Raw genomic sequence first — 24,814 nt, 5'->3', positions numbered from 1 at the left:
AACTTATATCAACGCAGCATTCGCTATACAGTGCGGCCTTTGCTGCTACAATCGCGCCTTATTTTTACCCAGCGTAATGTTTACACATGCATAATGACACAAAAACAACACAACAACCTGCGTTACGACGCGATCTAAAAGCGCGTCACCTCACCATGATCGCCATTGGCGGTTCAATCGGTACAGGCCTCTTTGTGGCATCAGGTGCCACCATCTCTCAGGCCGGTCCAGGCGGCGCGTTACTCTCCTATGCCCTGATTGGTTTGATGGTTTATTTCCTCATGACCAGCCTGGGTGAACTGGCGGCATTTATGCCGGTATCCGGTTCTTTTGCTACCTACGGTGCGAAATACGTCGAAGAAGGCTTTGGTTTTGCCCTTGGCTGGAACTACTGGTACAACTGGGCGGTTACGATTGCCGTTGACCTGGTGGCTTCCCAACTGGTGATGAATTACTGGTTCCCGGACACGCCAGGATGGATCTGGAGCGCTCTGTTCCTGAGCCTGATGTTCCTGATCAACTACATCTCGGTGAAAGGCTTCGGCGAAACGGAGTACTGGTTTTCGCTGATCAAGGTTGTCACCGTGGTGATCTTTATCGTGGTTGGCGTACTGATGATTGTCGGGATTATGCGCGGCGCTGAAAATGCGGGCTGGCATAACTGGCAGGTCGGTGACGCGCCATTTGCGGGCGGTTTCGCCGCGATGATCGGCGTGGCGATGATTGTCGGCTTCTCCTTCCAGGGCACTGAACTCATCGGTATTGCGGCGGGCGAATCAGAAGATCCGGCGAAGAATATTCCTCGCGCGGTACGTCAGGTGTTCTGGCGTATCCTGCTCTTCTATGTGCTGGCTATCCTGATCATCAGCCTGATTTTGCCTTATACCGATCCGCAGCTGTTACACAATGATATTAAAGATATCAGCGTCAGTCCGTTTACGCTGGTGTTCAAAAATGCCGGTCTGCTGTCAGCGGCGGCGGTGATGAACGCGGTCATTTTAACGGCGGTATTGTCCGCGGGTAACTCCGGAATGTACGCCTCAACGCGCATGCTTTATAACCTTGCACGCGAAGGCAAAGCACCGCGTATCTTTGCCCGCCTGTCAAAAGGTGGCGTCCCCCGTAATGCCCTGTGGGCGACCACGGTGGTGGCTGGTCTGTGCTTTTTAACCTCGAAATTTGGCAATCAGGAAGTCTATCTCTGGCTGTTGAATACCTCAGGCATGACCGGCTTTATCGCCTGGCTCGGTATTGCAATCAGCCACTACCGTTTCCGTCGGGGTTACGTTGCGCAGGGCCACGATCTTACTGCGCTGCCATATCGTTCCGGCTTTTTTCCCGTTGGACCGATTTTTGCTTTTGTCCTTTGTCTGATTATCACTCTGGGCCAGAATTATCAGGCGTTCCTGCAGGATAAAATTGACTGGTACGGCGTGGCGGCTACCTATATCGGTCTGCCGCTGTTCCTGCTGATCTGGCTGGGTTACAGGCTGGTGCGGGGCGGTCGGATCGTCAAATATACTGAGATGGAATTTCCCGTCTATAAAGACTAGCAATGCCTGGAAGCGCCCGGTGAACACCGGGCGTTTTTTTAAGCTTACGTCATCACTGTTAACATTCCATGAATTGATAATTATTATCACCTGCACTATTGTGGCTGCGTTTTTAATTCTGGAGCCATTACTGGGTTGAATCATGACAACGGAATCCTCGTTGATCGGTGCTGAAGTGGACCATCAGCACACATTAAAAAACTATCATCAGGTTGTGCGCCGCCGAATCTTTTGGCTGGGTGCGCTGCAGATAGCGATACTCGCCTCACTCGTTCTTGATTTTACGCTCGGTCCGGCAGGGCTCTCTTTGTCCGTGTTGTGGCACACGCTGCTCTCTCCTGAGAGCGTCGATGCAGGTACCCGCGTAATCGTCTGGGATATTCGCCTGCCTTATGCCTTGATGGCGATTGTTGTTGGCCTGGCGCTGGGCCTCGCCGGCGCCGAAATGCAAACGATCCTGAATAATCCGCTCGCCAGTCCGTTCACGCTGGGCGTGTCTTCTGCGGCGGCGTTTGGTGCAGCACTGGCGATTATTCTGGGCGTAGGGATCCCGGGCATCTCCGGGCAGTGGTTTATCTCGGCCAACGCCTTTCTGTTTGCCCTGTTTGCCGCGTTGATGCTGGATGGCATTACGCGATGGACCCAGGTGTCATCGTCCGGTGTGGTGCTGTTTGGTATCGCCCTGGTGTTTACTTTTAACGCCCTGGTTTCAATGATGCAGTTTATTGCCAGCGAAGATACGTTACAGGGGCTGGTGTTCTGGACCATGGGCAGCCTGGCGCGCGCCTCCTGGGAAAAGCTGGGCGTACTGAGTGCGGCCTTTGCGCTGCTGGTTCCCTTCTCTATGCTCAGCAGCTGGAAACTCACCGCATTGCGCCTGGGTGAAGACAGGGCGATCAGTTTTGGTATTGATGTTCGTCGTTTACGCCTGGCCACGCTGCTCCGTATCAGCGTACTGTCCGCGCTGGCCGTCGCCTTCGTCGGACCGATTGGCTTTATTGGGCTGGTGGCACCGCATATTTCCCGCATGATGTTTGGTGAAGATCATCGCTTCTATTTGCCGGCCAGCGCGCTGACCGGTGCCCTGGTGTTGTCGCTGGCTTCTGTGGCGTCGAAAAACCTTATTCCCGGCGCCATCGTGCCGGTGGGCATTGTGACTTCGCTGATTGGCGTACCGTTCTTCCTGAGTATTATTCTGCGTCACCGGGGGACAGTATGAGGGAGCAAGGATTAAGCCTGCGCGGCTTCACGACCGGTTATCCCAAACGCCAGGTCATTGAAAACCTGAATGTGGCGCGCCTGCCGCGTGGGGAAATTACGGTTCTGCTAGGACCGAACGGCTGTGGCAAATCTACGCTGCTGCGTGCGCTGGCCGGACTGAATAAAGGGCAGGGCGAGCTGTGGCTCAACGGGGAAGACCTGATGACCCAGCCTTTCGCCCAGCGTGCCAGACAGGTCGTGTATCTGCCCCAGTCGCTGCCGGCTGGCGTTCATCTGCACGTGCTGGAGTCCATTATCGTGGCACAGCGCGCCTCCAGTGGTTTACATAGCGCCGCCAGCGAGGCGGACGTGATGGCGCTGCTGGAGCAACTGGGCATTGCGCATCTGGCCATGCGTTACCTTGACCAGCTCTCCGGTGGACAGAAACAGTTAGTGGGCCTGGCGCAGTCGCTGATTCGTCGGCCTGCGCTGCTGCTGCTGGATGAACCGCTCAGCGCGCTGGATTTAAACTACCAGTTCCACGTGATGGATTTGGTACGGCGTGAAACCGCGCTGCGCAATATGGTCACGGTGGTGGTGGTGCACGATATCAATATTGCCTTACGCCACGCTAAGCATGCGGTGATGCTTAAAGCGGGCAGGTTAATTGCCGAAGGCACGCCGGATAGCGTTATCACCCCAGCAACCCTGGCGCAGGTTTACGGCGTACAGGGCCGCATTGAGCACTGTTCACGCGGTACACCGCAGGTCATGATTGACGGGCTGGTACAGGAAGGACTGTCTTGAAATCAGGGGATTGCACTGGCAATCCCCTGTGTGAGATCACCCTACCAGCAGGTGTTGCGCATGGAAGCGCAGGTGATCTTCGATAAAGCTGGCAATGAAGAAGTAGCTGTGATCGTAGCCAGGCTGGATGCGCAGGGTCAACGGGAAGCCCATTTCCTGCGCGATCGCTTCTAAGCGCTCCGGCTGCAGTTGATCCGCCAGGAACTGATCGCTGTCGCCCTGATCGATCAACAACGGCAGACGATGCTGAACCTCCCGCATCAGCTGGCAGCTGTCGTAGGCGAGCCAGGCCTGGCGATCGTCCCCCAGATAGGCCGTGAATGCTTTCTGGCCCCAGGGAACCTCACAAGGGTTAACGATGGGCGCAAAGGCGGAAGCCGACGCAAAGCGGTTTCCCAGACGTAATGCCAGCATCAGCGCACCGTGTCCGCCCATGGAGTGGCCCATTATCGACTGACGTTCACTGACCTTAAAGTTATCGGCAACCAGCTCAGGCAGCTCGTCACTCAGGTAGTCGAACATACGGTAATGATCCGCCCAGGGCTGTTGCGTGGCGTTGAGGTAAAAACCTGCGCCCTGGCCCAGGTCATAGCCTTCGTCATTCGCAACCTGCTCACCGCGTGGGCTGGTGTCCGGCATGATTAACACCAGGCCCAGCTCGGCAGCGACACGCTGTGCGCCAGCCTTGGTGGTGAAGTTCTCGTCGTTGCAGGTCAGGCCCGCCAAAAACCACACCACCGGCGGCGGGGAATCACCGCGCGGACTCGGCAAATAGATACTGAACGTCATCGGGCAATGAAGCACCTGAGACTGATGACGCCAGCGCTGCTGCCAGCCGCCAAAAATACGATGCTCTTCCAGCAGCTCCAGAGTAGATGTCATAGATAGCGCCCCCGGTTACTTGTTAAAATGCACGACGGAGCGGATCGATTTCCCTTCATGCATTAAATCAAAGGCGTCATTAATCTCTTCAAGCGGCATGGTATGGGTAATGAAATCGTTCAGCGCGAATTTCCCATCAAGATAATCCTGCACGATACCGGGAAGTTGTGAACGGCCTTTCACGCCACCGAAAGCAGAGCCACGCCAGACGCGGCCGGTTACCAGCTGGAATGGACGCGTTGAAATCTCCTGACCTGCGCCTGCAACGCCGATGATCACCGACTCGCCCCAGCCCTTGTGGCAGCACTCCAGAGCAGAGCGCATCACATTGACGTTACCGATACATTCAAAGGAATAATCCACGCCGCCGTCGGTGAGTTCAACAATCACGTCCTGAATCGGCTTGTCATAGTCTTTCGGGTTAATCAGATCGGTGGCACCCAGCTTACGCGCCAGATCAAACTTACTGGTGTTGATATCAACACCAATAATGCGGCCCGCTTTGGCCATTTTCGCGCCGATAATCGCCGACAGACCAATGCCGCCCAGCCCAAAGATGGCAACGGTATCGCCTTCTTTAACCTTGGCGGTGTTCATCACTGCGCCCATACCGGTGGTTACGCCACAACCCAGCAGGCACACTTCTTCCAGTGGCGCTTCTTTACTGATTTTCGCCAGGGAGATTTCAGGCACGACGGTATATTCAGAGAAGGTTGAAGTGCCCATGTAGTGGAAAATCGGCTTGCCGTCTTTAAAGAAACGCGTGGTACCGTCAGGCATCAGACCTTTGCCCTGCGTGGTGCGGATGGCCTGACACAGATTCGTTTTACCGGACAGGCAGAACTTACATTGACCACATTCTGGCGTGTAAAGCGGGATCACGTGATCGCCCACTTCAACGCTGGTCACGCCTTCGCCGACCGCTTCAACAACGCCACCGCCTTCGTGACCCAGAATCGCCGGGAACACGCCTTCAGGATCGCTGCCGGACAGCGTATACGCATCCGTATGGCAGACGCCGGTGGCGACGATACGTACCAGCACTTCCCCTTTCTGCGGCGGCATAAGATCCACTTCTTCGATTTTTAGCGGTTCGCCTGCGGCCCAGGCTACGGCGGCACGGGTTTTGATCATGTTCATGCAATCCCTCTTCCAGTCAGATTGTGACGCGATGTGGCGTCTGGATGGTCGTGATAAGTTAAAAATAGCGCGGAAACTCTATTCCGCTGCCTGCAATGGATGCATCAGCTCGTCATTGAGCGGACGATCGTGAAATTGTTCAATAATAAGATACTTCAGCGCCTCAACGTTGGGCGTGAAGGCATCGCGTCGCCACATCAGCCAGGTGGCGGTGTTGCGATATTCCGCCGGCAGGCTGTGTACCTGAACACGGGCGCGGTCTGGCATCTGTTTCAGCACCGACGCGGGAATCATAGCCACGCCCGCGCCGCCTGCGACACAGGCCAGCATGGCATGGTAAGACTGAATTTCCATCACGCTGTGAGGCGCGGCCTGGCTGTCGCGGTACCAGGCTTCAAGTTTAACCCGGTAAGAACAGCTGTTGCGAAAGGCAAACAGGGTATCATCTTGCGTGTCGCGCGCGCAGGTTACCGGGATATGATCAAGATCGGTGATCAAGACCATCTCCTCGCGAAAGGCAATACAGCCATTCAGATCGTCGTGCTGAACCGGGCCATCGACCAGGGCCGCGGCCAGCGTACCTTCACGTACTCGATCAATAATTTCCCCTGAGGTGCCTGTAATCAGCGATAAGGCGACAGCAGGAAAACGCTGATGGAAGGCAGCCAGAAGGCCAGGCAGGCGCGTCGCGGCGGTACTTTCCATCGAGCCAAGTGCAAAATTCCCGCCGGGTTTACCCGCTCGGGTCATATTTAATGCTTCATCACTCAGGGCCAGAATACGCTGGGCGTAGTTAAGGAAATTATGGCCCATGGGCGACAGGCGAATGCGCTGTTTTTCGCGAATAAACAGATCGACACCCAGCTCCTCTTCCAGCTGACGCAGACGCGTCGTGAGGTTGGAGGGAACCCGATGCAGCTGTTCCGCAGCACGGGCCAGGGAACCGCTTTCTGCCACGGAACAGAACATACGTAACTGAACTAAATCCATAGTGTTCTCTTCCTGTAAACAAGTTGCTTAAGATTATTCACTTTTTGTGAGTGTAAGCATCGTTCATGCTATAAGCAAGTTTCTGTGTAAAAAACTGAGGTGGCAGATGGCGTTTCGCGTGGCAATAAGTGCATTTTTGACGTTGTTTGTTGTAATGGGAATCGGGCGCTTTGCCTTTACCCCGCAGGTTCCCCTGATGATTCAGGCGCACCAGTTAACGCTGACCAGCGCCAGCCTGGTGGCGGCGTTAAACTATCTGGGCTACCTGTGCGGGTCTTTCGATGCCATGCGCGCACGCCATAAGGTCGCGTTGCGTCTGCAACTCGGAACGTGGGGCGCCGTGGTGCTGACGGCTCTGTCGGCCTTTGCCGACGGGCCGTGGTGGCATGGCGTTATTCGCTTTGCCATCGGCTGGGCCAGTGGATGCGCCCTGGTGCTGGCGGCGGCGTGGAGCAACGAGCAGTTGCATCAGTATGGTCGTCCGGGGCTGTCGGCAGCCGTCTTTGCCGGACCGGGTGCAGGCATTTTTATCAGCGGTCTGCTCGCGGTGAGCTTGCACAGATATCAGGTCTCAGCGGCGCTGGCCTGGTGGGTTTATGCCGCGCTGGCGGCGGTATTGGTGGCGCTCATTAGCCGAAATCTGCCGCGCAAGGGTGAGCTACATCGTCCGGAGCAGGCACCGCCATCGCTGGTGCTGACCCGTAACCTCCGGCGGCTGGTCCTGAGTTACAGCCTGGCGGGATTTGGCTATATTCTCCCCGCGACATTTCTTTCACAAATGGCTGCAGTGCGTTTTCCAGGCAGTGCCATGGCACAGTTTGTCTGGCCGATATTCGGCGGTGCGGCGGTCATCGGTATTGTTCTGGGCATTGTCACGCGCAAGACGGGGAGCAGTCATGCCCGCCTGGCGGTGACCCTGTGGGCACAGGCGCTGGGTGTGCTGGCGGCCGCATTGCTGCCGGGGTTCAGCGGGCTGCTTATCGGCGCGCTGCTGGTCGGGGGCGGCTTTCTGTGTGTGGTACAGCTGTCTTTGCTCTGTGCTCGTGAACTGGCACCACAGCATATGCGTTATATGGCCGGCTTGCTGACAACCGGCTACGCAGTTGGGCAACTGGCAGGGCCTATGCTCTCCTCGCTGTCAACGCTGTTTCTTCATCGTCTCGAACCCGCACTGTGGGTGGCGGGGGCCAGTCTGATCGTCGCAGGGCTTCTGGTCTGGCGGCGGGACGCGTGAAAAGCTTTCATCTCCAATCGGATTGATTGCTGGATTCCCTGCACAGAAAGTTTCACAATACGCACTCAGAAATATGACCCGCTGGCAACAGACGGCGGGCGCAACACCTGCCGGAGAAGAGTAAGATGAGCACCTTGAGTCAGGAAGCTGCACTGGTCCACGAAGCGCTGCTGGCGCGTGGGCTGGAAACGCCGCTGCGCGCACCCACGCGTGAAATAGACGATGAAACGCGTAAGAGCCTGATTGCAGGCCATATGACGGAAATCATGCAGCTGCTGAATCTGGATCTTGAAGATGACAGCCTGATGGAAACCCCGCATCGCATCGCCAAAATGTATGTCGATGAGATCTTTTCCGGTCTCGATTATGCCAACTTCCCCAAAATCACGCTCATCGAAAACAAGATGAAAGTGGATGAGATGGTGACGGTTCGCGACATTACGCTGACCAGCACCTGCGAACATCATTTTGTGATTATCGACGGGAAAGCCACCGTCGCGTATATCCCTAAAGATAAGGTGATCGGCTTATCCAAGATCAACCGCATCGTGCAGTTCTTCGCGCAGCGGCCTCAGGTGCAGGAGCGTTTAACACAGCAGGTCCTGCTGGCGCTGCAAACGCTGTTGGGAACGAATAACGTTGCCGTTTCGATCGATGCCGTGCACTACTGTGTGAAAGCGCGCGGCGTGAAGGATGCCACCAGCGCCACGACCACGACCTCGCTGGGTGGGCTGTTTAAATCCAGTCAAAATACCCGTCAGGAATTCCTGCGCGCGGTGCGTCATAACTAAAGCTGACGGGCGGGCGCGACGGTCGCCCGCCTGAGACATCAGGATCCCACATGCAACGCTACCTCGTGCTGGATTTTATTCGGGGCTGTGCCATTCTCGGCATTCTGTTGTTAAATATTATTGGCTTTGGTTTACCTTCTGCTGCCTACCTTAATCCTGCCTGGCAGGGCAGCATCACCCTTTTTGATGCCTGGACGTGGGCTATTTCCGATGTCTTTGCCCAGCTTAAATTCCTGACGCTTTTCGCTCTGCTGTTCGGGGCAGGCCTGCAGATGCAGCTGTCACGCGGTAGCCGCTGGCTGACTGCCCGTTTATCCCTGTTAGTGATGCTGGGATTGATTCACAGCGTATTTATCTGGGAAGGCGATATCTTGCTGGATTACGGCATTATCGGGCTGGTTATCTGGCGTATGCTGCGCGATGTTCCCTCTACCCGGGGGTTAATTAACACCGGAATTCTGCTCTATCTGATGGGATGCGCCGTGTTGCTGGTATTTGGCTTGATCTCCAGCCCTGAACCGTCGCCCTCATGGCTCCCGGGCGCTGCAGAGATCCAGTACGAGCAGTTCTGGAAGCTCACGGGCGGTCTGGCCGCCGTGCAGATTCGTTTAGATCACCTTTCTTCGGGATTGATGGCGCTGGTGGCCCAGTACGGCTGGCAACTGGCGGGACTGATGATGCTGGGGGCGGCGCTGGTGCGCAGCGGATGGCTGAAAGGAACCTTTCCGCTACAGCACTACCGACGCGTTGCCGCGCTGTTGCTGCCGCTGGGTTTGCTGATGGCGGCGGCGGGCGTTGCCGCACAGTGGTGGGTTAACTGGGACTACCGCTGGAGCGCGTTTTATCTGCAACTGCCGCGCGATCTGGCCAGTCCGCTCATCAGCCTCGGCTATACGGCATTGTGTTTCGGCTTTTGGTCTTCGGTCCAGCGCTGGCGGCTGAGCTATGCCATTCGTTGCGTAGGTCGAATGGCGCTCAGCAACTACCTGTTGCAATCCCTGATCTGTACCACGCTCTTTTATCGCTTCGGCGAGTTTATGCATTTCTCACGCCTGCAGCTGGTGATGCTGGTGCCAGTCATCTGGTGCGTTAACCTGCTGTTTTCCGTGCTGTGGCTGCGTTACTTCCCGCAGGGCCCTCTCGAATGGATCTGGCGTCGTCTGACGCTGATTGCCGCAGGCGCACCGTCCACTTCCCCCTCTGAAAGATAATGACCGCCATCACAAAGGTTACAGAATTGTATGTAACCGTTTTCATTGATGTGACGTAATTCACGCTGTGTGGCGATCTTCCCTGACAAAATAGCGCCGGTGTTGTAACTGGCGTAATGCCTTATCTCTCTGGAAGTGCTGCATGATAACGATTCGTGATGTTGCGCGTCAGGCCGGTGTGTCAGTGGCCACCGTTTCGCGCGTACTAAATAACAGCAGCGCGGTCACCGCTGAAACACGTGACGTCGTGTTACAGGCGGTTGACGCTCTGGGCTATCGCCCAAACGCCAACGCTCAGGCGCTGGCTACCCAGGTGAGTGATACCATCGGGGTGGTGGTTATGGATGTTTCCGACCCCTTTTTCGGCGCGCTGGTGAAGGCGGTCGATACCGTGGCACAGCGCGTGCACAAGCATGTTCTGATCAGTAACTCCTGGCACCATGAAGAAAAAGAACGCCACGCCATTGAAGTGTTGATACGCCAACGCTGCAATGCGCTGGTGGTGCACGCGAAAACGCTTTCAGACGCCGAACTGGCCGATTTTATGAGCCAGGTGCCCGGTATGGTGGTGATTAACCGTAGCGTGCCGGGTTTCGAGCATCGCTGTGTCAGCCTTGATAATGTAACGGGCGCATTGATGGCCTCAAGAATGCTGCTGCAACAGGGGCATTGCCGCATTGGCTATTTGTGTTCCAGTCATCCCATTGAAGACGTTACACAGCGGCGTGAAGGCTGGCTGCAGGCCCTGGCAGAGCAGGGGATTCGTCCGCAGGAAAGCTGGATAGCCAGCGCCGAACCCGACATGCAGGGCGGCGAAGCCGCAATGGTAGAACTGCTGGGGCGTAATCTCAATTTGAGCGCCATATTCGCCTATAACGACAGCATGGCGGCAGGCGCGCTTACGGCCCTTAAAGACAACGGAATTCAGGTCCCTCAGCATTTTTCCGTAGTGGGCTTCGACGATATTCCGATTTCCCGATACACCGATCCGCAACTGACCACCGTTCGCTATCCCATTGTTTCAATGGCAAAACTTGCCACCGAACTGGCGCTTCAGGGGGCCGCGGGCTGTATCGACAGCAGTGCAAAACACATCTTTATGCCGACGCTGGTACGCCGCCATTCCGTAGCGCAAAAGCAAATTGTGGAGTCCGTCACTAATTCAGGCGATTCCACGATGTAACCGTTTTCAATCTGTGATTGTATTCACAGTTAATTAACATTGCTATCACTATGATGGCAGCGTCTTACAGTACTGAAACATTATGTAACGCCACTCTCCTGTTGAGGGCACCGGCCTGGTCGCCGGTTTACATGGTTCATGACACGCACTATGGATGCAGTAGCCTACACGGAAGTCACGGAAGTTGAGTTTTGCATGGCACAGCAGTGGCTCAGCCTGATAGAGAGCGCATCCTGCCTCGCCGAATAATTCTACCTGATGTTCTAACGCCATCTGCGCGGCAGAACAAAAAAAGACCCTGCAAAAAAACCGGAGATACCATGAATAAGAAGGTTTTCACGCTCACAGCACTGGTTGCCAGCATGATGTTTGGTGCAACGGCGCATGCCGCTGACACGCGTATCGGCGTAACCATTTACAAATACGACGACAACTTCATGTCGATGGTACGTAAAGATATCGAGAAAGAAGCCAAGACGCTGGGCGGTATTCAGCTGCTGATGAATGACTCGCAGAACGACCAGTCTAAACAGAACGATCAAATTGACGTGCTGATGGCAAAAGGCGTGAAAGCGCTGGCAATTAACCTGGTCGATCCGGCCGCGGCCGCGGTGGTTGTCCAGAAAGCCCGTGCTAACGACATTCCCGTGGTGTTCTTCAACAAAGAGCCAAACGCGAAAGTGCTGGCCAGCTATGACAAAGCTTACTACGTGGGTACTGACTCAAAAGAGTCGGGTGTGATTCAGGGCAAACTGATTGAGAAGCACTGGAAAGCAACCCCGGCCTGGGACCTGAATAAAGATGGTGTGATTCAGTTCGTTCTGCTGAAAGGCGAGCCGGGTCATCCGGATGCGGAAGCGCGTACCAAATACGTTATCGATACGCTGAACAAAGACGGTGTTAAAACCCAGCAGTTAGCGATGGATACGGCAATGTGGGATACCGCTCAGGCGAAAGATAAGATGGACGCCTGGCTGTCAGGTCCTAACGCCAAGAAAATCGAAGTGGTTATCGCCAACAACGATGCCATGGCAATGGGTGCCGTAGAAGCGCTGAAAGCACACAACATGTCTTCCATCCCGGTCTTCGGTGTGGATGCGTTACCTGAAGCACTGGCGCTGGTTAAGTCAGGCGCAATGGCCGGTACCGTGCTGAATGACGCGGAAAACCAGGCGAAAGCCACCATCGACATGGCCAAGAACCTTGCAGATGGCAAACCGGCGACGGCAGGCACCAACTTCAAGATGGTTGATAAGATCGTACGCGTACCTTATGTACCGGTTGATCAGGAAAACCTGTCTCAGTTCCAGAAATAACTCTTTGCAGACGGGCGCGGCAGCTGCTGCGCCTTTTTTATGTCATCACCGTTTTGTAGCCAGGTAAATTATGGCCAGTGATAATACGACCGCGCAGCGCGAATATCTGCTGGAAATGACCAACGTCAGTAAATCATTTCCCGGCGTGAAAGCTCTCGACAACGTTAATTTAAAAGTGCGGCCTCACTCCGTTCATGCACTAATGGGTGAAAACGGCGCTGGTAAATCGACATTGTTAAAGTGTTTATTTGGTATCTATAAAAAAGATACAGGCAGCATTCTTTTTCAAGGGCAGGAAATAGATTACAAAAGCTCCAAAGAAGCGCTGGAAAACGGCGTGTCGATGGTGCACCAGGAATTAAACCTGGTATTACAGCGTACCGTGATGGACAACATGTGGCTTGGGCGTTATCCACGCAAAGGCGTTTTTGTCGATCAGGACAAAATGTACCGTGATACCAAAGCGATTTTCGACGAGCTGGATATTAATATCGATCCGCGTGATAAAGTCGCCCATCTCTCCGTCTCGCAAATGCAGATGATTGAGATTGCCAAAGCATTTTCCTATGACGCCAAAATCGTGATCATGGATGAACCGACTTCTTCGTTAACCGAAAAAGAAGTTAATCATCTGTTCACGATTATTCGTAAGCTCAAAGATCGCGGCTGCGGAATTGTTTACATCTCGCATAAAATGGAAGAAATTTTCCAGCTGTGCGATGAAATTACCATCCTGCGTGATGGCCAGTGGATTGTGACTCAGCCGCTTGAAGGGCTGGATATGGATAAGATCATCTCCATGATGGTTGGGCGCTCTCTCAGTCAGCGCTTCCCGGATCGCACCAATGTTCCGGGTGAAACCATTCTGGAGGTGCGCAATCTGACGTCGCTGCGTCAGCCCTCAATTCGCGATATTTCTTTTGATTTACGTAAAGGGGAGATACTCGGCATTGCCGGGTTAGTGGGTGCAAAACGTACCGATATCGTTGAAACGCTGTTTGGCATTCGCGAAAAATCGGGCGGCACAATTAAACTGCATGGTAAAACGATTAACAATCATACCGCCAATGAAGCCATTAACCATGGTTTTGCGCTGGTAACTGAAGAGCGTCGTTCTACCGGTATTTACGCTTTTCTGGATATTGGATTTAATTCCCTGATATCCAATATCAAAAAATATAAGAACAGTATTGGTCTGCTGGATAATAAACGCATGAAAAGCGATACCCAATGGGTTATCGACGCTATGCGGGTAAAAACGCCAGGGCATCATACGCAAATTGGTTCACTTTCTGGTGGTAACCAACAGAAGGTCATTATTGGTCGCTGGTTGCTGACTCAGCCTGAAATCTTAATGCTTGATGAACCCACGCGCGGTATTGATGTGGGGGCCAAATTCGAAATTTATCAGCTGATGGCTGAGTTGGCGAAGAAGGAAAAGGGCATCATTATTATCTCTTCCGAAATGCCAGAGTTGCTGGGCATCACCGATCGTATTCTGGTAATGAGTAACGGTCTGGTCGCCGGCATTGTTGATACGAAAACGACCACGCAGAACGAAATATTGCGTTTAGCGTCATTACACCTTTAATGAAGTAAGGGCTGTTAACATGAAAGCGACTACAAAAAAGAATGCGCTAACCTGGCTGAAAGAGGGCGGCATTTATGTCGTACTGCTGGTACTACTGGCTGTTATTATTTTCCAGGATCCGACATTTTTAAGTTTAATGAACCTGAGTAACATTCTGACCCAGTCTTCGGTGCGTATTATTATCGCGCTGGGCGTGGCGGGGCTGATTGTGACCCAGGGTACTGACCTGTCTGCCGGGCGTCAGGTGGGGCTGGCCGCCATTGTGGCCGCCTCATTGCTGCAATCCATGGATAACGTCAACAAAGTGTTTCCGCATCTGGAAACCGTGCCGATTCCGGTCGTTATCCTGATTGTTTGTGTGATTGGTGCCGTTATTGGTCTGGTGAATGGTGTCATTATTGCCTATCTGAAAGTGACGCCTTTTATCACTACGTTGGGTACCATGATCATCGTTTATGGCATTAACTCACTGTATTACGACTTCGTTGGGGCCTCACCGATTGCGGGCTTCTATGATGGCTTCTCAACTTTCACACAAGGCTTCCTTCGTTTCGGTGATTTCAAACTGTCTTACATCACCTTCTATGCAGCGATTGCTGTCGTGTTTGTCTGGATTCTGTGGAACAAAACGCGCTTTGGTAAAAACATTTTTGCTATCGGGGGTAACCCGGAAGCGGCAAAAGTGTCAGGTGTGAACGTTAACCTGAACCTGATCCTGATTTATGCCTTGTCAGGCGTGTTTTATGCCTTCGGCGGTATGCTGGAAGCGGGTCGTATCGGCTCAGCCACGAATAACCTCGGTTTCATGTATGAACTGGATGCTATCGCAGCCTGCGTAGTCGGTGGCGTGTCCTTTGCCGGTGGTGTCGGTACGGTGGCCGGTGTGGTGACCGGGGTGCTGATCTTCACCGTCATCAACTACGGTTTGACCTATATCGGTATCAACCCTTACTGGCAGTACATCATTAAGGGCGGCATCATTATCTTCGCTGTGGCGCTCGACTCGTTGAAGTACTCGCGTAAAAAATAACAGCAGTGGCAATGATGTAAGCGGCCTCAGGGCCGCTTTTTTTGCGCCCTTTTACGCGGTGTTGTGGGGGTCGCCCATCGTCGGGGCGCTGTTTCTTTCATGGCATCGGCTCAACGTCACGGTGCGCAACCCTGAATTGGCTGGCGGACGTCGCCGCAGCCTTCCCGTTTCATTTCTGACAGCCGCATCAGGCAGGTAAGGTGGGGGAGCCATAAGCCATTCCGGGCTCATCTGTTACTGAAACGCGGGTAAACGGGGTAAATTACTGACGGCGTTTCTGTTCCAGTTCCAGAAGCTGTTCCGGCGTCACGGCAGGATAGCTCTGTGCATCTTCAGGAACTTCATGTACAGCCGGGATCGGCACCAGCGGGCCAAGGAAACGCGGTTCGCGCTTCAGTAAAAACAGATCGGCCAGCGCACCCAGCCGCGCACCGACTTCACGCATTCGTACGCTGAGCATATTTTTAGGAGACGGAACCGCATAGCACTGCGCCTGAATCCCCAGGTGCAGGGCAATAAACAGCGCCCGTTCGCAGTGAAAACGTTGGGTAATGATAATAAAGTCGTTGGTATCGAATACCTTACGCGTACGGACGATAGAATCCAGCGTACGGAAGCCCGCATAGTCCAGCACAATATCAGCAGGATCGACGCCACCTTTGATGAGATCGCGCCGCATAGTCATGGGTTCGTTGTAGCTTTGCTGCGCATTGTCCCCGCTCAGCAGCAGGTAGTTCACCTTTCCACTGTTATAGGCGTTAAGCGCGCCCTGCATGCGGTACAGGTAATACTGGTTAATCACGCCGGTGCGATAATATTTGGCCGTGCCCAGTACCACCCCGACCTGACGGTGGGGCAGGGAAGCAAGGTTGTCATAGATATAGGGTGCCGTTTTCCAGCTGATCCAGCGGTCCAGGCCGAGCGCCGTCGCCACCATCGTTAAGATGATGAAAAGCAGAGCAATGAAAACGCGTTTCAACATGCGCCTGAGCACTCGAGATCCGAAGTTTGGGTGGGACAAGGCTACTTGAGCGTCACCCGCTAAGCAAGTTTACCCCGTCTGGCTGGTGTAAATTTAAGCAGCGCTGGATCCGCAGGGATCCAGCGCCGTGTTTTTAGATAGAGGTACGGCGGTAGTGGCGGTATTGAGGCAGCCAGAAATTATTGGCGATAGACTGTGAGAGCACGTCTTCTGAAGTCACCACCGCGACGCCCGCGAGCTGGGCAGCTTTGCCCACTTCCATCGCGATAATCTTCGACACGCCCTGAATATCTTTAATTTCAGGCAGAACCGGGCCTTCACCATCGTTCACCAGCGGTGAACAATCCGCAAGAGCACGGCTGGCCGTCATCAGCATGGTATCGGTGACACGCGATGCGCCAGACGCAATCACGCCCAGGCCAATGCCAGGGAAGATGTAGGAGTTATTACACTGCGCGATCGGGTAGGTCTTACCGTTCCACGAAACCGGTGAGAACGGACTACCGGTAGCGACCAGGGCGGCACCATCGGTCCAGGCAATAATGTCTGCCGGCGTGGCCTCAACGCGAGACGTTGGGTTAGAAAGCGGCATCACGATTGGACGTTTGCAGTGCTTGTGCATCTCACGGATGATCTCTTCTGTGAACAGCCCAGGCTGACCTGACACACCGATTAAGATGTCTGGCTGTGCGTTACGCACCACGTCCAGCAGTGAGATCGCATCATTTGAGGTATCCCAGTCTTTCAGGTTGTCGCTTTTCTGCACCAGCTTGCTCTGGAAATCGAGCAGGTTAGGCAGTTTGTCGGTCAGCAAACCAAAGCGATCCACCATCATGACGCGACGACGGGCTTCGTCGTCGCTCAGACCCTCCGATTTCATCTGTGCGATGATCTGTTCGGCAATACCACAACCGGCTGAACCCGCGCCCAGGAAGACAACCTTCTGCTCGCACAGGCGGCTGCCTGCTGCACGGCTCGCGGCAATCAGGGTGCCAACGGTGACCGCAGCAGTACCCTGAATGTCATCATTGAAGCAGCACACTTCGTCACGATAGCGCTCCAGCAGCGGCATGGCGTTTTTCTGTGCAAAATCTTCGAACTGCAACAGCACTTTTGGCCAGCGGCGTTTCACGGCCTGAATAAACTCGTTTACAAACTCGTCATATTCTTCGCCCGTGATACGGGGATGGCGCCAGCCCATGTACAGCGGATCGTTAAGCAGCTGCTGGTTATTGGTGCCCACATCCAGCACCACCGGCAGGGTATAAGCGGGGCTGATGCCGCCACAGGCGGTGTACAGGGACAGCTTACCGATTGGAATGCCCATGCCACCGATGCCCTGATCGCCCAGGCCAAGGATGCGCTCACCGTCAGTGACCACAATCACTTTCACATTTTGTTTGGTGGCGTTTTGCAGCATGTCTTCGATGTGCGCACGGTTGGGATAGGAGATGAACACGCCACGCGCGCGGCGATAAATTTCTGAGAAGTGTTCGCAGGCGGCACCGACGGTTGGCGTGTAGATAATCGGCATCATCTCTTCGAGATGGTTGTCCAGCAGACGATAAAACAGCGTTTCGTTGGTATCCTGAATGTTGCGCAGGTAGACATGTTTATCGTTGTTGTTTTTGAAGTCCTGAAACTGACGCCATGCGCGTTTTGCCTGCTCTTCGATGGATTCTACCGCTTCTGGCAGTAAGCCATTGAGGTTAAATTCATTGCGCTCTTCGATGCTGAAGGCACTGCCTTTATTCAGCAGCGGAAATTCCAGCAATATAGGGCCAGCATAAGGAATATATAGCGGGCGTTTACTTTCGTATTCGAGTTCCATGCAGTCATGCTCCGGTTGCAAGTTTTCCTGGCGCAATAATCAAAGAGTAGGGTGACGCCAGTTTTATTGTGATGACGAAGACCTGGCGCCAGATCCTATGAAATTTCTGGCCGATGTACAGCTTTTGTAAATAAAAGATTTAGAAACTGTTTAAAACCGTGCCTCACCTTACGCTTTTGCCAGCGTAAGGTGCGTCAGGTTATCGCAACCCAGGGCGTGCAGGGTGGCCTGAGTTGCAGAGAACTGATCCAGGGCTGGCTGCGGCGTCTGGGCTAATGCGGCGGCCTGAATATCGTGGCAGGATTCCCCCGCCATATTCAGTAGAATCAGCGCGGCCTGCAAAGGCGGCAGGCTGGGATTGAAGGCGGCGTTTTCTGCATAGCGTCCGCTGAAAATCCGGCCGGAGGCGGTCTGTAACGCCACTCCGCTGAACGCCCGACTGTAAGGCGCATGGCTGCGATTAGCCGCCTTGACGGCGGCCTGAGACAGCGCATCGCCCGTTGCAACATAACCCTGGTCCACATCATCCATCAGGCGTTCGGTGATATTCAGATCGCCTGGGCCGAATGCGTCAGGCAGATAGTGCGCCAACGTATGCACCGCGCGCTGCGGCAGGCTAATGAGAATATCTGTGCCGCTGTTAAGTTCATTCATAAACTGGCGACAGTGACCGCAGGGGGTGTAATTGACTGTAATGGTCTCCAGACGAGATTCACCGCGCAGCCAGGCATGGGTGACGGCGCTCTGTTCAGCATGAACGGTTTGCTGCATGGTCGCGCCGGCAAATTCCATATTGGCGCCGAAATACCAGTTGCCGCTGACGCCGCGCGCAATCGCGCCGACGTTAAAATGTGAAAGCGTGGCAACCGCGCAGGCAGCGGCAACCGGCAGCAGCGCCAGCGCCAGCGCATCGGCATCCAGTTGAGTTTGCTCTTGCAACAAGGTGACCTGATCGGCCTGCAGCATCGCGTCAAATCCCGGCTCGCTCAGCACCGGACGCAGCGCGGTTTGCAGAGTGGCTGGAAGTACTTCAAAGGCAGAGTGGAAACGTGGATGCATGGAAGCCTCATTCAATCATCAGGGCAATGTGCCAGACATCGGTTTATATGTGATCTCTGTCTCTCTGACAATGCAACATGTCTTACAGTTTTCAACTTTGCGAGATCTCTCGCAAAGTTTTAGCCAAACCAGTGCAGCAGCAGCGGGAAAATAAAGGGGGCGAGCAACGACGTGATGATGCCGCAGATCACCAGCGCCAGCGAGCTGAAGGCACCTTCCTGAAAATCAAGTTCCGCTGCCCTGGCCGTTCCCAACGCATGCGAGGCATTGCCAATCGCCAGCCCGCGTGCGGCTTTGCTTTTCACCCCCAGCAGATTAAGCAACATATGACCAAACACGGCGCCCAGCACGCCCGCAATCAGGACACAAATTGCGCTGATGGCGGGAATGCCGTGCAGTGAGGCTGAAACCGCCATGGCGATCGGCGTGGTAACTGATTTCGGCAAAATCGTGGCGGCGATTTCTGGTGTGGCGCCCATCCACAGCGCGATGGCGGTGCCTGAAATCATCGCCGTCAGGCTGCCGATCACGCAGACGCCAATAATGGATTTCCAGCGGGCGCGAATTTGATGCATCTGCTCATACAGCGGCAGTGCCAGGGCCACGACGGCGGGCTGCAACAGTTGATTCAGTATCTCGCTGCCTGCGAAGTAGCGGGCATAAGGCATGTGCAGTAACAGCAGAAGGGGAATAATCACCGCCATGGAGACCAGAAGCGGGTTCAGCAAGGGAATTTTCAGCGTTGCCGCCAGCTTGCGCGCCAGCAAAAAAGCCCCGACAGTGAGGGGCAATGACCACCAGATATCACTCATCGTTGCCCCCTTTGATCACGGGGCGCGAATGCAGCTTATGCGCGCTTACCCCTACAATGGCCAGGACAGCGAAGGTACTGACAAGACAGGAGACCACAACAGGACCGAACTGCGCGGTAAGAATATCGGTGTAATTCATGACGCCAACGCTGATGGGCACAAACAGCAGCGCCATATAGCGAATAATCAGATGGCAACCCGGTTTGACCCAACGCACGGGCAGGATTTGCGATGCAAGCAGCGCAAACAGAATCAGCATGCCAATAATGCTGCCGGGCAGGGTGATGGGCAGCAGCAGGGCCACGCCGTTTCCGGCATATAAGCAAAGATAGATAATGATAAAAGCGCGCAGATAACGCCAACTCATCGTTAGCACGGTGTGCATGACAGGCTCCTGTTTTTAACGGGGTTTATCATACGCACTAACGGTCAGGCCCGCCAGCAATCAGCGGTGTGGCTGAAGCGCCATCCCCGGCGGTAAACCGCAGAGGATGGCCAACGGACTATTTCACCGGCATGCCGGGCACCGCGCCGCTGTCTACGGACAGGACAAACAGATCTTTGCCGCCGGGACCGGCAGACAGCACCATGCCTTCTGACACGCCAAACCGCATTTTACGCGGCGCAAGGTTGGCCACGATAATGGTCATTTTGCCAACCAGTACCGCCGGATCGGGATAGGCCGCACGAATACCGGAGAAAATCTGGCGCTTCTCGCCGCCCAGATCCAGTTCAAGACGCAGCAGCTTGTCCGAGCCTTCGACGAATTCCGCTTTCTCAATCAGCGCCACGCGCATATCGACTTTGGCAAAATCATCAATGGTAATGGTATCGCCAATCGGCGCATCGGCCAGCGGGCCGGTCGCCGCGGGTTTATTGGCGTCTGCCGCATCCGCTTTTGACGCCTCAATCAGGCCGTCGACCTTCGCCATTTCGATTCGGCCATACAGGGCCTTGAACGGCGCAACCTGATGGTTCAGCAGCGGTTGCTGAATGGCATCCCAGTGCAGCTCAGTGTTCAGGAACGCTTCGGCGCGCGCGCTCAGCGACGGCATGACCGGTTTCAGCCAGGTCATCAGCACCCGGAACAGGTTAATGCCCATCGAGCAAATGGCCTGCAGGTCTGCATCGCGGCCTTCCTGCTTCGCCACCACCCACGGCGCCTGCTCATCCACATAGCGGTTAGCCAGATCGGCCAGCGCCATGATTTCACGAATGGCACGGCCAAATTCACGGCTGGCCCAGGCCTCACCAATCTTCTCAGATGCGTCCAGGAAGGTTTGATACAGCGCCGGATCGGCCAGCTCAGCTGACAGCTTGCCGTCAAAGCGTTTGGTGATAAAACCGGCATTACGTGAGGCCAGGTTCACTACTTTGTTAACGATATCGGCGTTAACGCGCTGAACAAAATCTTCCAGATTCAGGTCGATGTCATCAATGCGCGAAGAGAGCTTGGCCGCATAGTAGTAGCGCAGGCTGTCGGCATCCAGGTGCTGTAACCAGGTGCTGGCTTTGATAAAGGTTCCACGCGACTTCGACATTTTTGCACCGTTGACGGTGACGTAGCCGTGCACGAACAGGTTAGTCGGCTTGCGGAAACCGCTGCCTTCCAGCATGGCCGGCCAGAACAGGCTGTGGAAGTAGACAATGTCTTTACCGATGAAGTGATACAGCTCCGTGGTGGAATCCTGCTGCCAGAATTCGTCAAAGTTAATATCGCCACGTTTATCACACAGGTTCTTAAAGGATCCCATGTAGCCGATAGGCGCATCCAGCCAGACGTAGAAATATTTGCCCGGCGCGCCAGGGATTTCGAAGCCAAAATATGGCGCATCGCGCGAGATATCCCACTGTTGTAGACCGGATTCGAACCACTCCTGCATTTTGTTCGCGACCTGCTCCTGCAGTGCGCCAGAACGGGTCCAGGCACGCAACATCTCACTGAACGAGGGGAGATCGAAGAAGAAATGCTCGGAATCACGCAGCACGGGTGTTGCACCCGACACCACAGATTTCGGATCGATCAGTTCAGTCGGGCTGTAGGTCGCGCTGCACACTTCGCAGTTATCGCCGTACTGGTCAGGTGACTTACATTTTGGGCAGGTTCCCTTAACAAAACGGTCAGGCAGGAACATGCCTTTTTCCGGATCGTACAGCTGAGAGATGGTCCGGTTTTTAATGAAACCGTTCTCTTTCAGGCGGCCGTAAATCAGCCCGGCGAGCTCACGGTTCTCATCGCCATGCGTGGAATGGTAATTGTCATAGCTGATGTTGAAACCGGCGAAATCTGTTTCATGCTCCTGCTTCATTTCAGCAATCATCTGCTCCGGCGCAATACCCAACTGCTGGGCTTTCAGCATGATCGGCGTACCGTGAGCGTCATCGGCGCAGATGAAATAAACCTGATTGCCACGCATTCGCTGATAACGCACCCAAATGTCCGCCTGGATATGCTCGAGCATGTGGCCGAGATGAATTGAGCCGTTTGCGTAAGGCAGGGCGCAGGTTACCAGAATTTTTTTAGCGACTTGAGTCATAGTTTGCGTAGCTTTCAGTTAAGTAAAAAAACGGGCTTAGATGGTAACCGATGGGCACAGCCGCGTAAACATAAGGGATTTCCCGTGCGCGACAGCCCGCGAAACGATCGGCATCTGATAGTATTGTTAGTACATCGCTGAAACACAGCGCAGGCCTAGCAGAAAAAGGAGTGGGGATGACAGCGCAATCCCGGGAACCGCATACACCAGAAGCTTTACGCGCCGTTGTGGCCGGCGTACTGAGCAGCCTTGAACATCCGACGCTTCAACGTAACCTCATTGCTCTCAAGGCGTTACACCACGTGGCCCTGCTGGACGGCACGCTGCACATTGAACTGCTGATGCCGTTCGCCTGGAACGGGGCGTTTGAAGAGGTGAAAGCAGAAACCAGTGCTGAGCTGCTGCGCCTCAGTGGCGCCCAGGCTATCGACTGGCGTCTCAGTCATGATATCGCCACCCTGAAGCGGGTTAAAAATCATCCCGGCGTTAACGGCGTGAAGAACATTATTGCCGTCAGCTCTGGCAAAGGCGGCGTGGGTAAATCGAGCACGGCAGTTAATCTGGCCCTGGCGTTAATCGCAGAAGGGGCACGCGTAGGCATTCTGGACGCCGACATTTATGGCCCGTCCGTGCCCAACATGCTGGGGTGTGAAAAAGAGCGGCCAACGTCACCAGACGGTAAGCATATGGCCCCTGTTATGTCGCACGGGCTGGCAACCAACTCCATCGGTTATCTGGTAACAGATGATAATGCGATGGTCTGGCGCGGCCCGATGGCCAGTAAAGCGCTCATGCAGCTGCTTACCGAAACCCAGTGGCCAGAGCTGGATTATCTGGTGCTGGATATGCCGCCGGGCACCGGCGACATTCAGCTTACGCTGGCGCAAAGCGTACCGGTCACCGGCGCGCTGGTGGTCACCACGCCGCAGGATATTGCGCTTATCGACGCGCGTAAGGGGATGGTAATGTTTGAGAAGGTGAACGTGCCGGTACTGGGCGTTGTGGAAAATATGAGTATTCATATTTGCAGCGAGTGCGGCCATCACGAGCCAATCTTTGGCACCGGCGGCGCGCAACGGCTGGTGGATGACTATGGTACCCGGCTGCTGGCGCAGCTACCGTTGCATATTCACCTGCGTGAAGACCTCGACGATGGCGAACCCACTGTGATCCGTCGTCCACACAGCGAGTTCGCGGCACTTTATCGCCAGCTTGCCGGCCGGGTGGCGGCTCAGCTCTACTGGCAGGGCGAGGTGATTCCGGGCGATATCGCGTTTCGCGCGCTTTAAAGCCCGCTGGCCTCGCTGGTGTAGAGCGATGGCTGAGGATAGTGCATCAGCACATAATTCCCCTGTTCGCTCTCACCCTGAGAAATGATTTTCCAGCCGCGCTGCAAATAAAATGTTTGTGCGGCTTTGTTCATTTCCAGGCACTTTAGCGCGCCCGTTGAGGTGAAGCGCCCCTGAACCTCATTAAGCAGCGCGCTGCCTACGCCACGGCCCTGATAAGCCGGATCGACATACAGGCTGTGCAGAAAATTATCGTTTTCCATCAGCCCGGCAAACCCCACCCGATGACCGTCCAGTTCTGCAACCAGAACCGTCTCGCCGGGGATGATCTGATCGAAATCTTCAAGCTGCCAGTCCTCGTTTTCAATCCAGTCCCAGTTATGGCGGCGCGCCGCCAGATACAAGGTTCGCAAAAAAGGGCGGTCGGCCTCAGTAAACAGTCGAATATGCACATCGCGCTCCATTAATCCTTTTTAACAAACATGGCAGGGATTGCCAAAAAAGCAAAAGCAGAACAAATGTCATCTCTTTCACTGTACACTGCTGGGCGGTGCCTTTCGGGGAGACAGGAACGGGTGGTGAATTTCAGGCGCTGGATTTCACGCATAAGCAAGTAAAACGTGATTTCGCAGCGAGCGTTGCCGCCGTAAAGTCGGTTTTTTCCCTGAAAGATCAAGACGATCGGCGTTTGATAGCTTTCGTTTATTTTATTGATAACGAGGGCTTATTAGATGTTGGCCCGAAAAATTTGTAATCTGCATCACATATTCTAAAGGAGGCCATCACATGTCCATTATCAATACCAAAATTAAGCCGTTCAAAAACAGCGCATTCAAAAACGGCGAATTCATTGATGTAACCGAGAAAGACGTTGAAGGTAAATGGAGTGTTTTCTTCTTCTATCCTGCTGACTTCACTTTCGTTTGCCCAACCGAACTGGGCGACGTAGCGGATCACTACGAAGAGTTCCAGAAAATGGGCGTGGACATCTATTCCGTGTCTACCGATACCCACTTTACCCACAAAGCCTGGCACGGTTCTTCCGACACCATCGCGAAAATCAAATATGCGATGATTGGTGACCCAACTGGCGCGCTGACCCGCAACTTCGACATCATGCGCGAAGACGAAGGTCTGGCGGATCGTGGTACGTTTATCGTTGATCCACAGGGCGTGATCCAGGCAGTAGAAATCACTGCTGAAGGTATCGGCCGTGACGCGTCTGATCTGCTGCGCAAAGTGAAAGCGGCACAGTACGTGGCGTCTCACCCAGGTGAAGTGTGCCCGGCGAAATGGAAAGAAGGTGATGCCACTCTGGCACCGTCTCTGGACCTGGTTGGCAAAATCTAATTTCGCATCGATACGTCGATCATTTT

22 protein-coding genes are annotated in these 24,814 nt (G+C 54.4%); 12 read left to right on the top strand and 10 right to left on the bottom strand.

Annotation, left to right across the window (positions count from 1 at the left end):
- The first annotated feature begins 86 nt into the window (after positions 1-86).
- The 3 genes from NYE92_RS06870 (at position 87) to NYE92_RS06860 (ending at position 3,560) form a co-directional block, all read left to right on the top strand.
- On the top strand, positions 87-1,553 hold the full coding sequence (locus tag NYE92_RS06870) for an amino acid permease (RefSeq protein WP_014605424.1): 1,467 nt from the start codon (positions 87-89) through the stop codon (positions 1,551-1,553).
- A 142-nt stretch (positions 1,554-1,695) separates the two neighbouring features.
- Positions 1,696-2,772 (top strand): iron ABC transporter permease, encoded by a 1,077-nt coding sequence (locus NYE92_RS06865; RefSeq protein ID WP_259018774.1) that lies wholly within the window; start codon positions 1,696-1,698, stop codon positions 2,770-2,772.
- Positions 2,769-3,560, top strand: coding sequence for an ABC transporter ATP-binding protein (locus NYE92_RS06860; protein WP_014605425.1), 792 nt, complete (start codon positions 2,769-2,771; stop codon positions 3,558-3,560). The genes NYE92_RS06865 and NYE92_RS06860 overlap by 4 nt, the downstream gene beginning before the upstream one ends.
- A 36-nt stretch (positions 3,561-3,596) precedes the next feature.
- Here NYE92_RS06860 and fghA read toward each other — a convergent pair whose 3' ends face one another.
- The 3 genes from fghA to ptrR form a co-directional block, all read right to left on the bottom strand.
- Entirely contained in the window at positions 3,597-4,442 is an 846-nt protein-coding gene (fghA, locus tag NYE92_RS06855; protein ID WP_078828798.1) for an S-formylglutathione hydrolase, read from the bottom strand.
- 15 nt (positions 4,443-4,457) lie between these two features.
- A complete protein-coding gene (locus NYE92_RS06850) occupies positions 4,458-5,582 on the bottom strand; it encodes an S-(hydroxymethyl)glutathione dehydrogenase/class III alcohol dehydrogenase (RefSeq protein WP_015699906.1) in 1,125 nt (374 codons plus the stop codon).
- A 78-nt stretch (positions 5,583-5,660) separates the two neighbouring features.
- Positions 5,661-6,572, bottom strand: a complete 912-nt coding sequence (ptrR, locus tag NYE92_RS06845) for a putrescine utilization regulator PtrR (RefSeq protein WP_013026425.1) — start codon at positions 6,570-6,572, stop codon at positions 5,661-5,663.
- A 106-nt stretch (positions 6,573-6,678) separates the two neighbouring features.
- Between ptrR and NYE92_RS06840 the strand changes: the two genes are divergently transcribed.
- The 7 genes from NYE92_RS06840 (at position 6,679) to mglC (ending at position 14,928) form a co-directional block, all read left to right on the top strand.
- Positions 6,679-7,806, top strand: a complete 1,128-nt coding sequence (locus NYE92_RS06840) for a YbfB/YjiJ family MFS transporter (protein WP_022623415.1) — start codon at positions 6,679-6,681, stop codon at positions 7,804-7,806.
- Between the two features lie 125 nt (positions 7,807-7,931).
- On the top strand, positions 7,932-8,597 hold the full coding sequence (folE, locus tag NYE92_RS06835) for a GTP cyclohydrolase I FolE (protein ID WP_259018773.1): 666 nt from the start codon (positions 7,932-7,934) through the stop codon (positions 8,595-8,597).
- A gap of 50 nt (positions 8,598-8,647) precedes the next feature.
- Positions 8,648-9,808 carry a DUF418 domain-containing protein YeiB gene (gene yeiB, locus NYE92_RS06830; protein WP_019106544.1) on the top strand — a complete coding sequence of 387 codons (1,161 nt, stop codon included), beginning with the start codon at positions 8,648-8,650 and terminating at the stop codon, positions 9,806-9,808.
- 142 nt (positions 9,809-9,950) lie between these two features.
- Positions 9,951-10,991 (top strand): HTH-type transcriptional regulator GalS, encoded by a 1,041-nt coding sequence (gene galS, locus NYE92_RS06825; RefSeq protein WP_013026421.1) that lies wholly within the window; start codon positions 9,951-9,953, stop codon positions 10,989-10,991.
- A 320-nt stretch (positions 10,992-11,311) separates the two neighbouring features.
- Positions 11,312-12,307: a galactose/glucose ABC transporter substrate-binding protein MglB gene (gene mglB / locus NYE92_RS06820; protein WP_013026420.1), complete on the top strand. Its 996-nt coding sequence runs from the start codon at positions 11,312-11,314 to the stop codon at positions 12,305-12,307.
- Positions 12,308-12,377: 70 nt separating this feature from the next.
- A complete protein-coding gene (mglA, locus tag NYE92_RS06815) occupies positions 12,378-13,898 on the top strand; it encodes a galactose/methyl galactoside ABC transporter ATP-binding protein MglA (protein ID WP_014605428.1) in 1,521 nt (506 codons plus the stop codon).
- A gap of 19 nt (positions 13,899-13,917) precedes the next feature.
- Positions 13,918-14,928 (top strand): galactose/methyl galactoside ABC transporter permease MglC, encoded by a 1,011-nt coding sequence (gene mglC, locus NYE92_RS06810; RefSeq protein ID WP_013026418.1) that lies wholly within the window; start codon positions 13,918-13,920, stop codon positions 14,926-14,928.
- Between the two features lie 262 nt (positions 14,929-15,190).
- On the opposite strand, the gene sanA is transcribed toward mglC, so the two are convergent.
- The 6 genes from sanA to metG form a co-directional block, all read right to left on the bottom strand.
- Complete coding sequence (gene sanA, locus NYE92_RS06805) at positions 15,191-15,910, bottom strand: outer membrane permeability protein SanA (protein ID WP_014594108.1); 720 nt, start codon at positions 15,908-15,910, stop codon at positions 15,191-15,193.
- A gap of 133 nt (positions 15,911-16,043) precedes the next feature.
- On the bottom strand, positions 16,044-17,741 hold the full coding sequence (locus tag NYE92_RS06800) for an NAD-dependent malic enzyme (RefSeq protein WP_014594107.1): 1,698 nt from the start codon (positions 17,739-17,741) through the stop codon (positions 16,044-16,046).
- Between the two features lie 168 nt (positions 17,742-17,909).
- Positions 17,910-18,800: a cytidine deaminase gene (cdd, locus tag NYE92_RS06795; protein ID WP_029569001.1), complete on the bottom strand. Its 891-nt coding sequence runs from the start codon at positions 18,798-18,800 to the stop codon at positions 17,910-17,912.
- Positions 18,801-18,919: 119 nt separating this feature from the next.
- Positions 18,920-19,612, bottom strand: a complete 693-nt coding sequence (locus tag NYE92_RS06790) for a CidB/LrgB family autolysis modulator (RefSeq protein ID WP_014594105.1) — start codon at positions 19,610-19,612, stop codon at positions 18,920-18,922.
- Entirely contained in the window at positions 19,605-19,997 is a 393-nt protein-coding gene (locus NYE92_RS06785) for a CidA/LrgA family protein (protein ID WP_015699913.1), read from the bottom strand. Before NYE92_RS06785 ends, NYE92_RS06790 begins: the two co-directional genes overlap by 8 nt.
- A 118-nt stretch (positions 19,998-20,115) precedes the next feature.
- Positions 20,116-22,149: a methionine--tRNA ligase gene (gene metG / locus NYE92_RS06780; RefSeq protein WP_013026412.1), complete on the bottom strand. Its 2,034-nt coding sequence runs from the start codon at positions 22,147-22,149 to the stop codon at positions 20,116-20,118.
- A 176-nt stretch (positions 22,150-22,325) separates the two neighbouring features.
- Here metG and apbC point away from each other — a divergent pair, with 176 nt between their 5' ends.
- Positions 22,326-23,438 (top strand): iron-sulfur cluster carrier protein ApbC, encoded by a 1,113-nt coding sequence (apbC, locus tag NYE92_RS06775; protein ID WP_014605431.1) that lies wholly within the window; start codon positions 22,326-22,328, stop codon positions 23,436-23,438.
- Here the strand turns inward: apbC and NYE92_RS06770 are convergent.
- Positions 23,435-23,902, bottom strand: coding sequence for a GNAT family N-acetyltransferase (locus NYE92_RS06770; protein WP_409035017.1), 468 nt, complete (start codon positions 23,900-23,902; stop codon positions 23,435-23,437). The two genes, apbC and NYE92_RS06770, sit on opposite strands and share 4 nt — an antisense overlap.
- Before the next feature lie 322 nt (positions 23,903-24,224).
- Between NYE92_RS06770 and ahpC the strand changes: the two genes are divergently transcribed.
- Complete coding sequence (ahpC, locus tag NYE92_RS06765; RefSeq protein ID WP_013026408.1) at positions 24,225-24,788, top strand: alkyl hydroperoxide reductase subunit C; 564 nt, start codon at positions 24,225-24,227, stop codon at positions 24,786-24,788.
- Positions 24,789-24,814 lie beyond the last annotated feature (26 nt).

The sequence above is a fragment of the Pantoea sp. B566 genome, assembly GCF_024793925.1.
GTDB lineage: Bacteria > Pseudomonadota > Gammaproteobacteria > Enterobacterales > Enterobacteriaceae > Pantoea > Pantoea ananatis.
The sequence above is the reverse complement of the archived record's forward strand: the minus strand, read 5'-3'. Positions and strand labels throughout refer to the sequence as shown.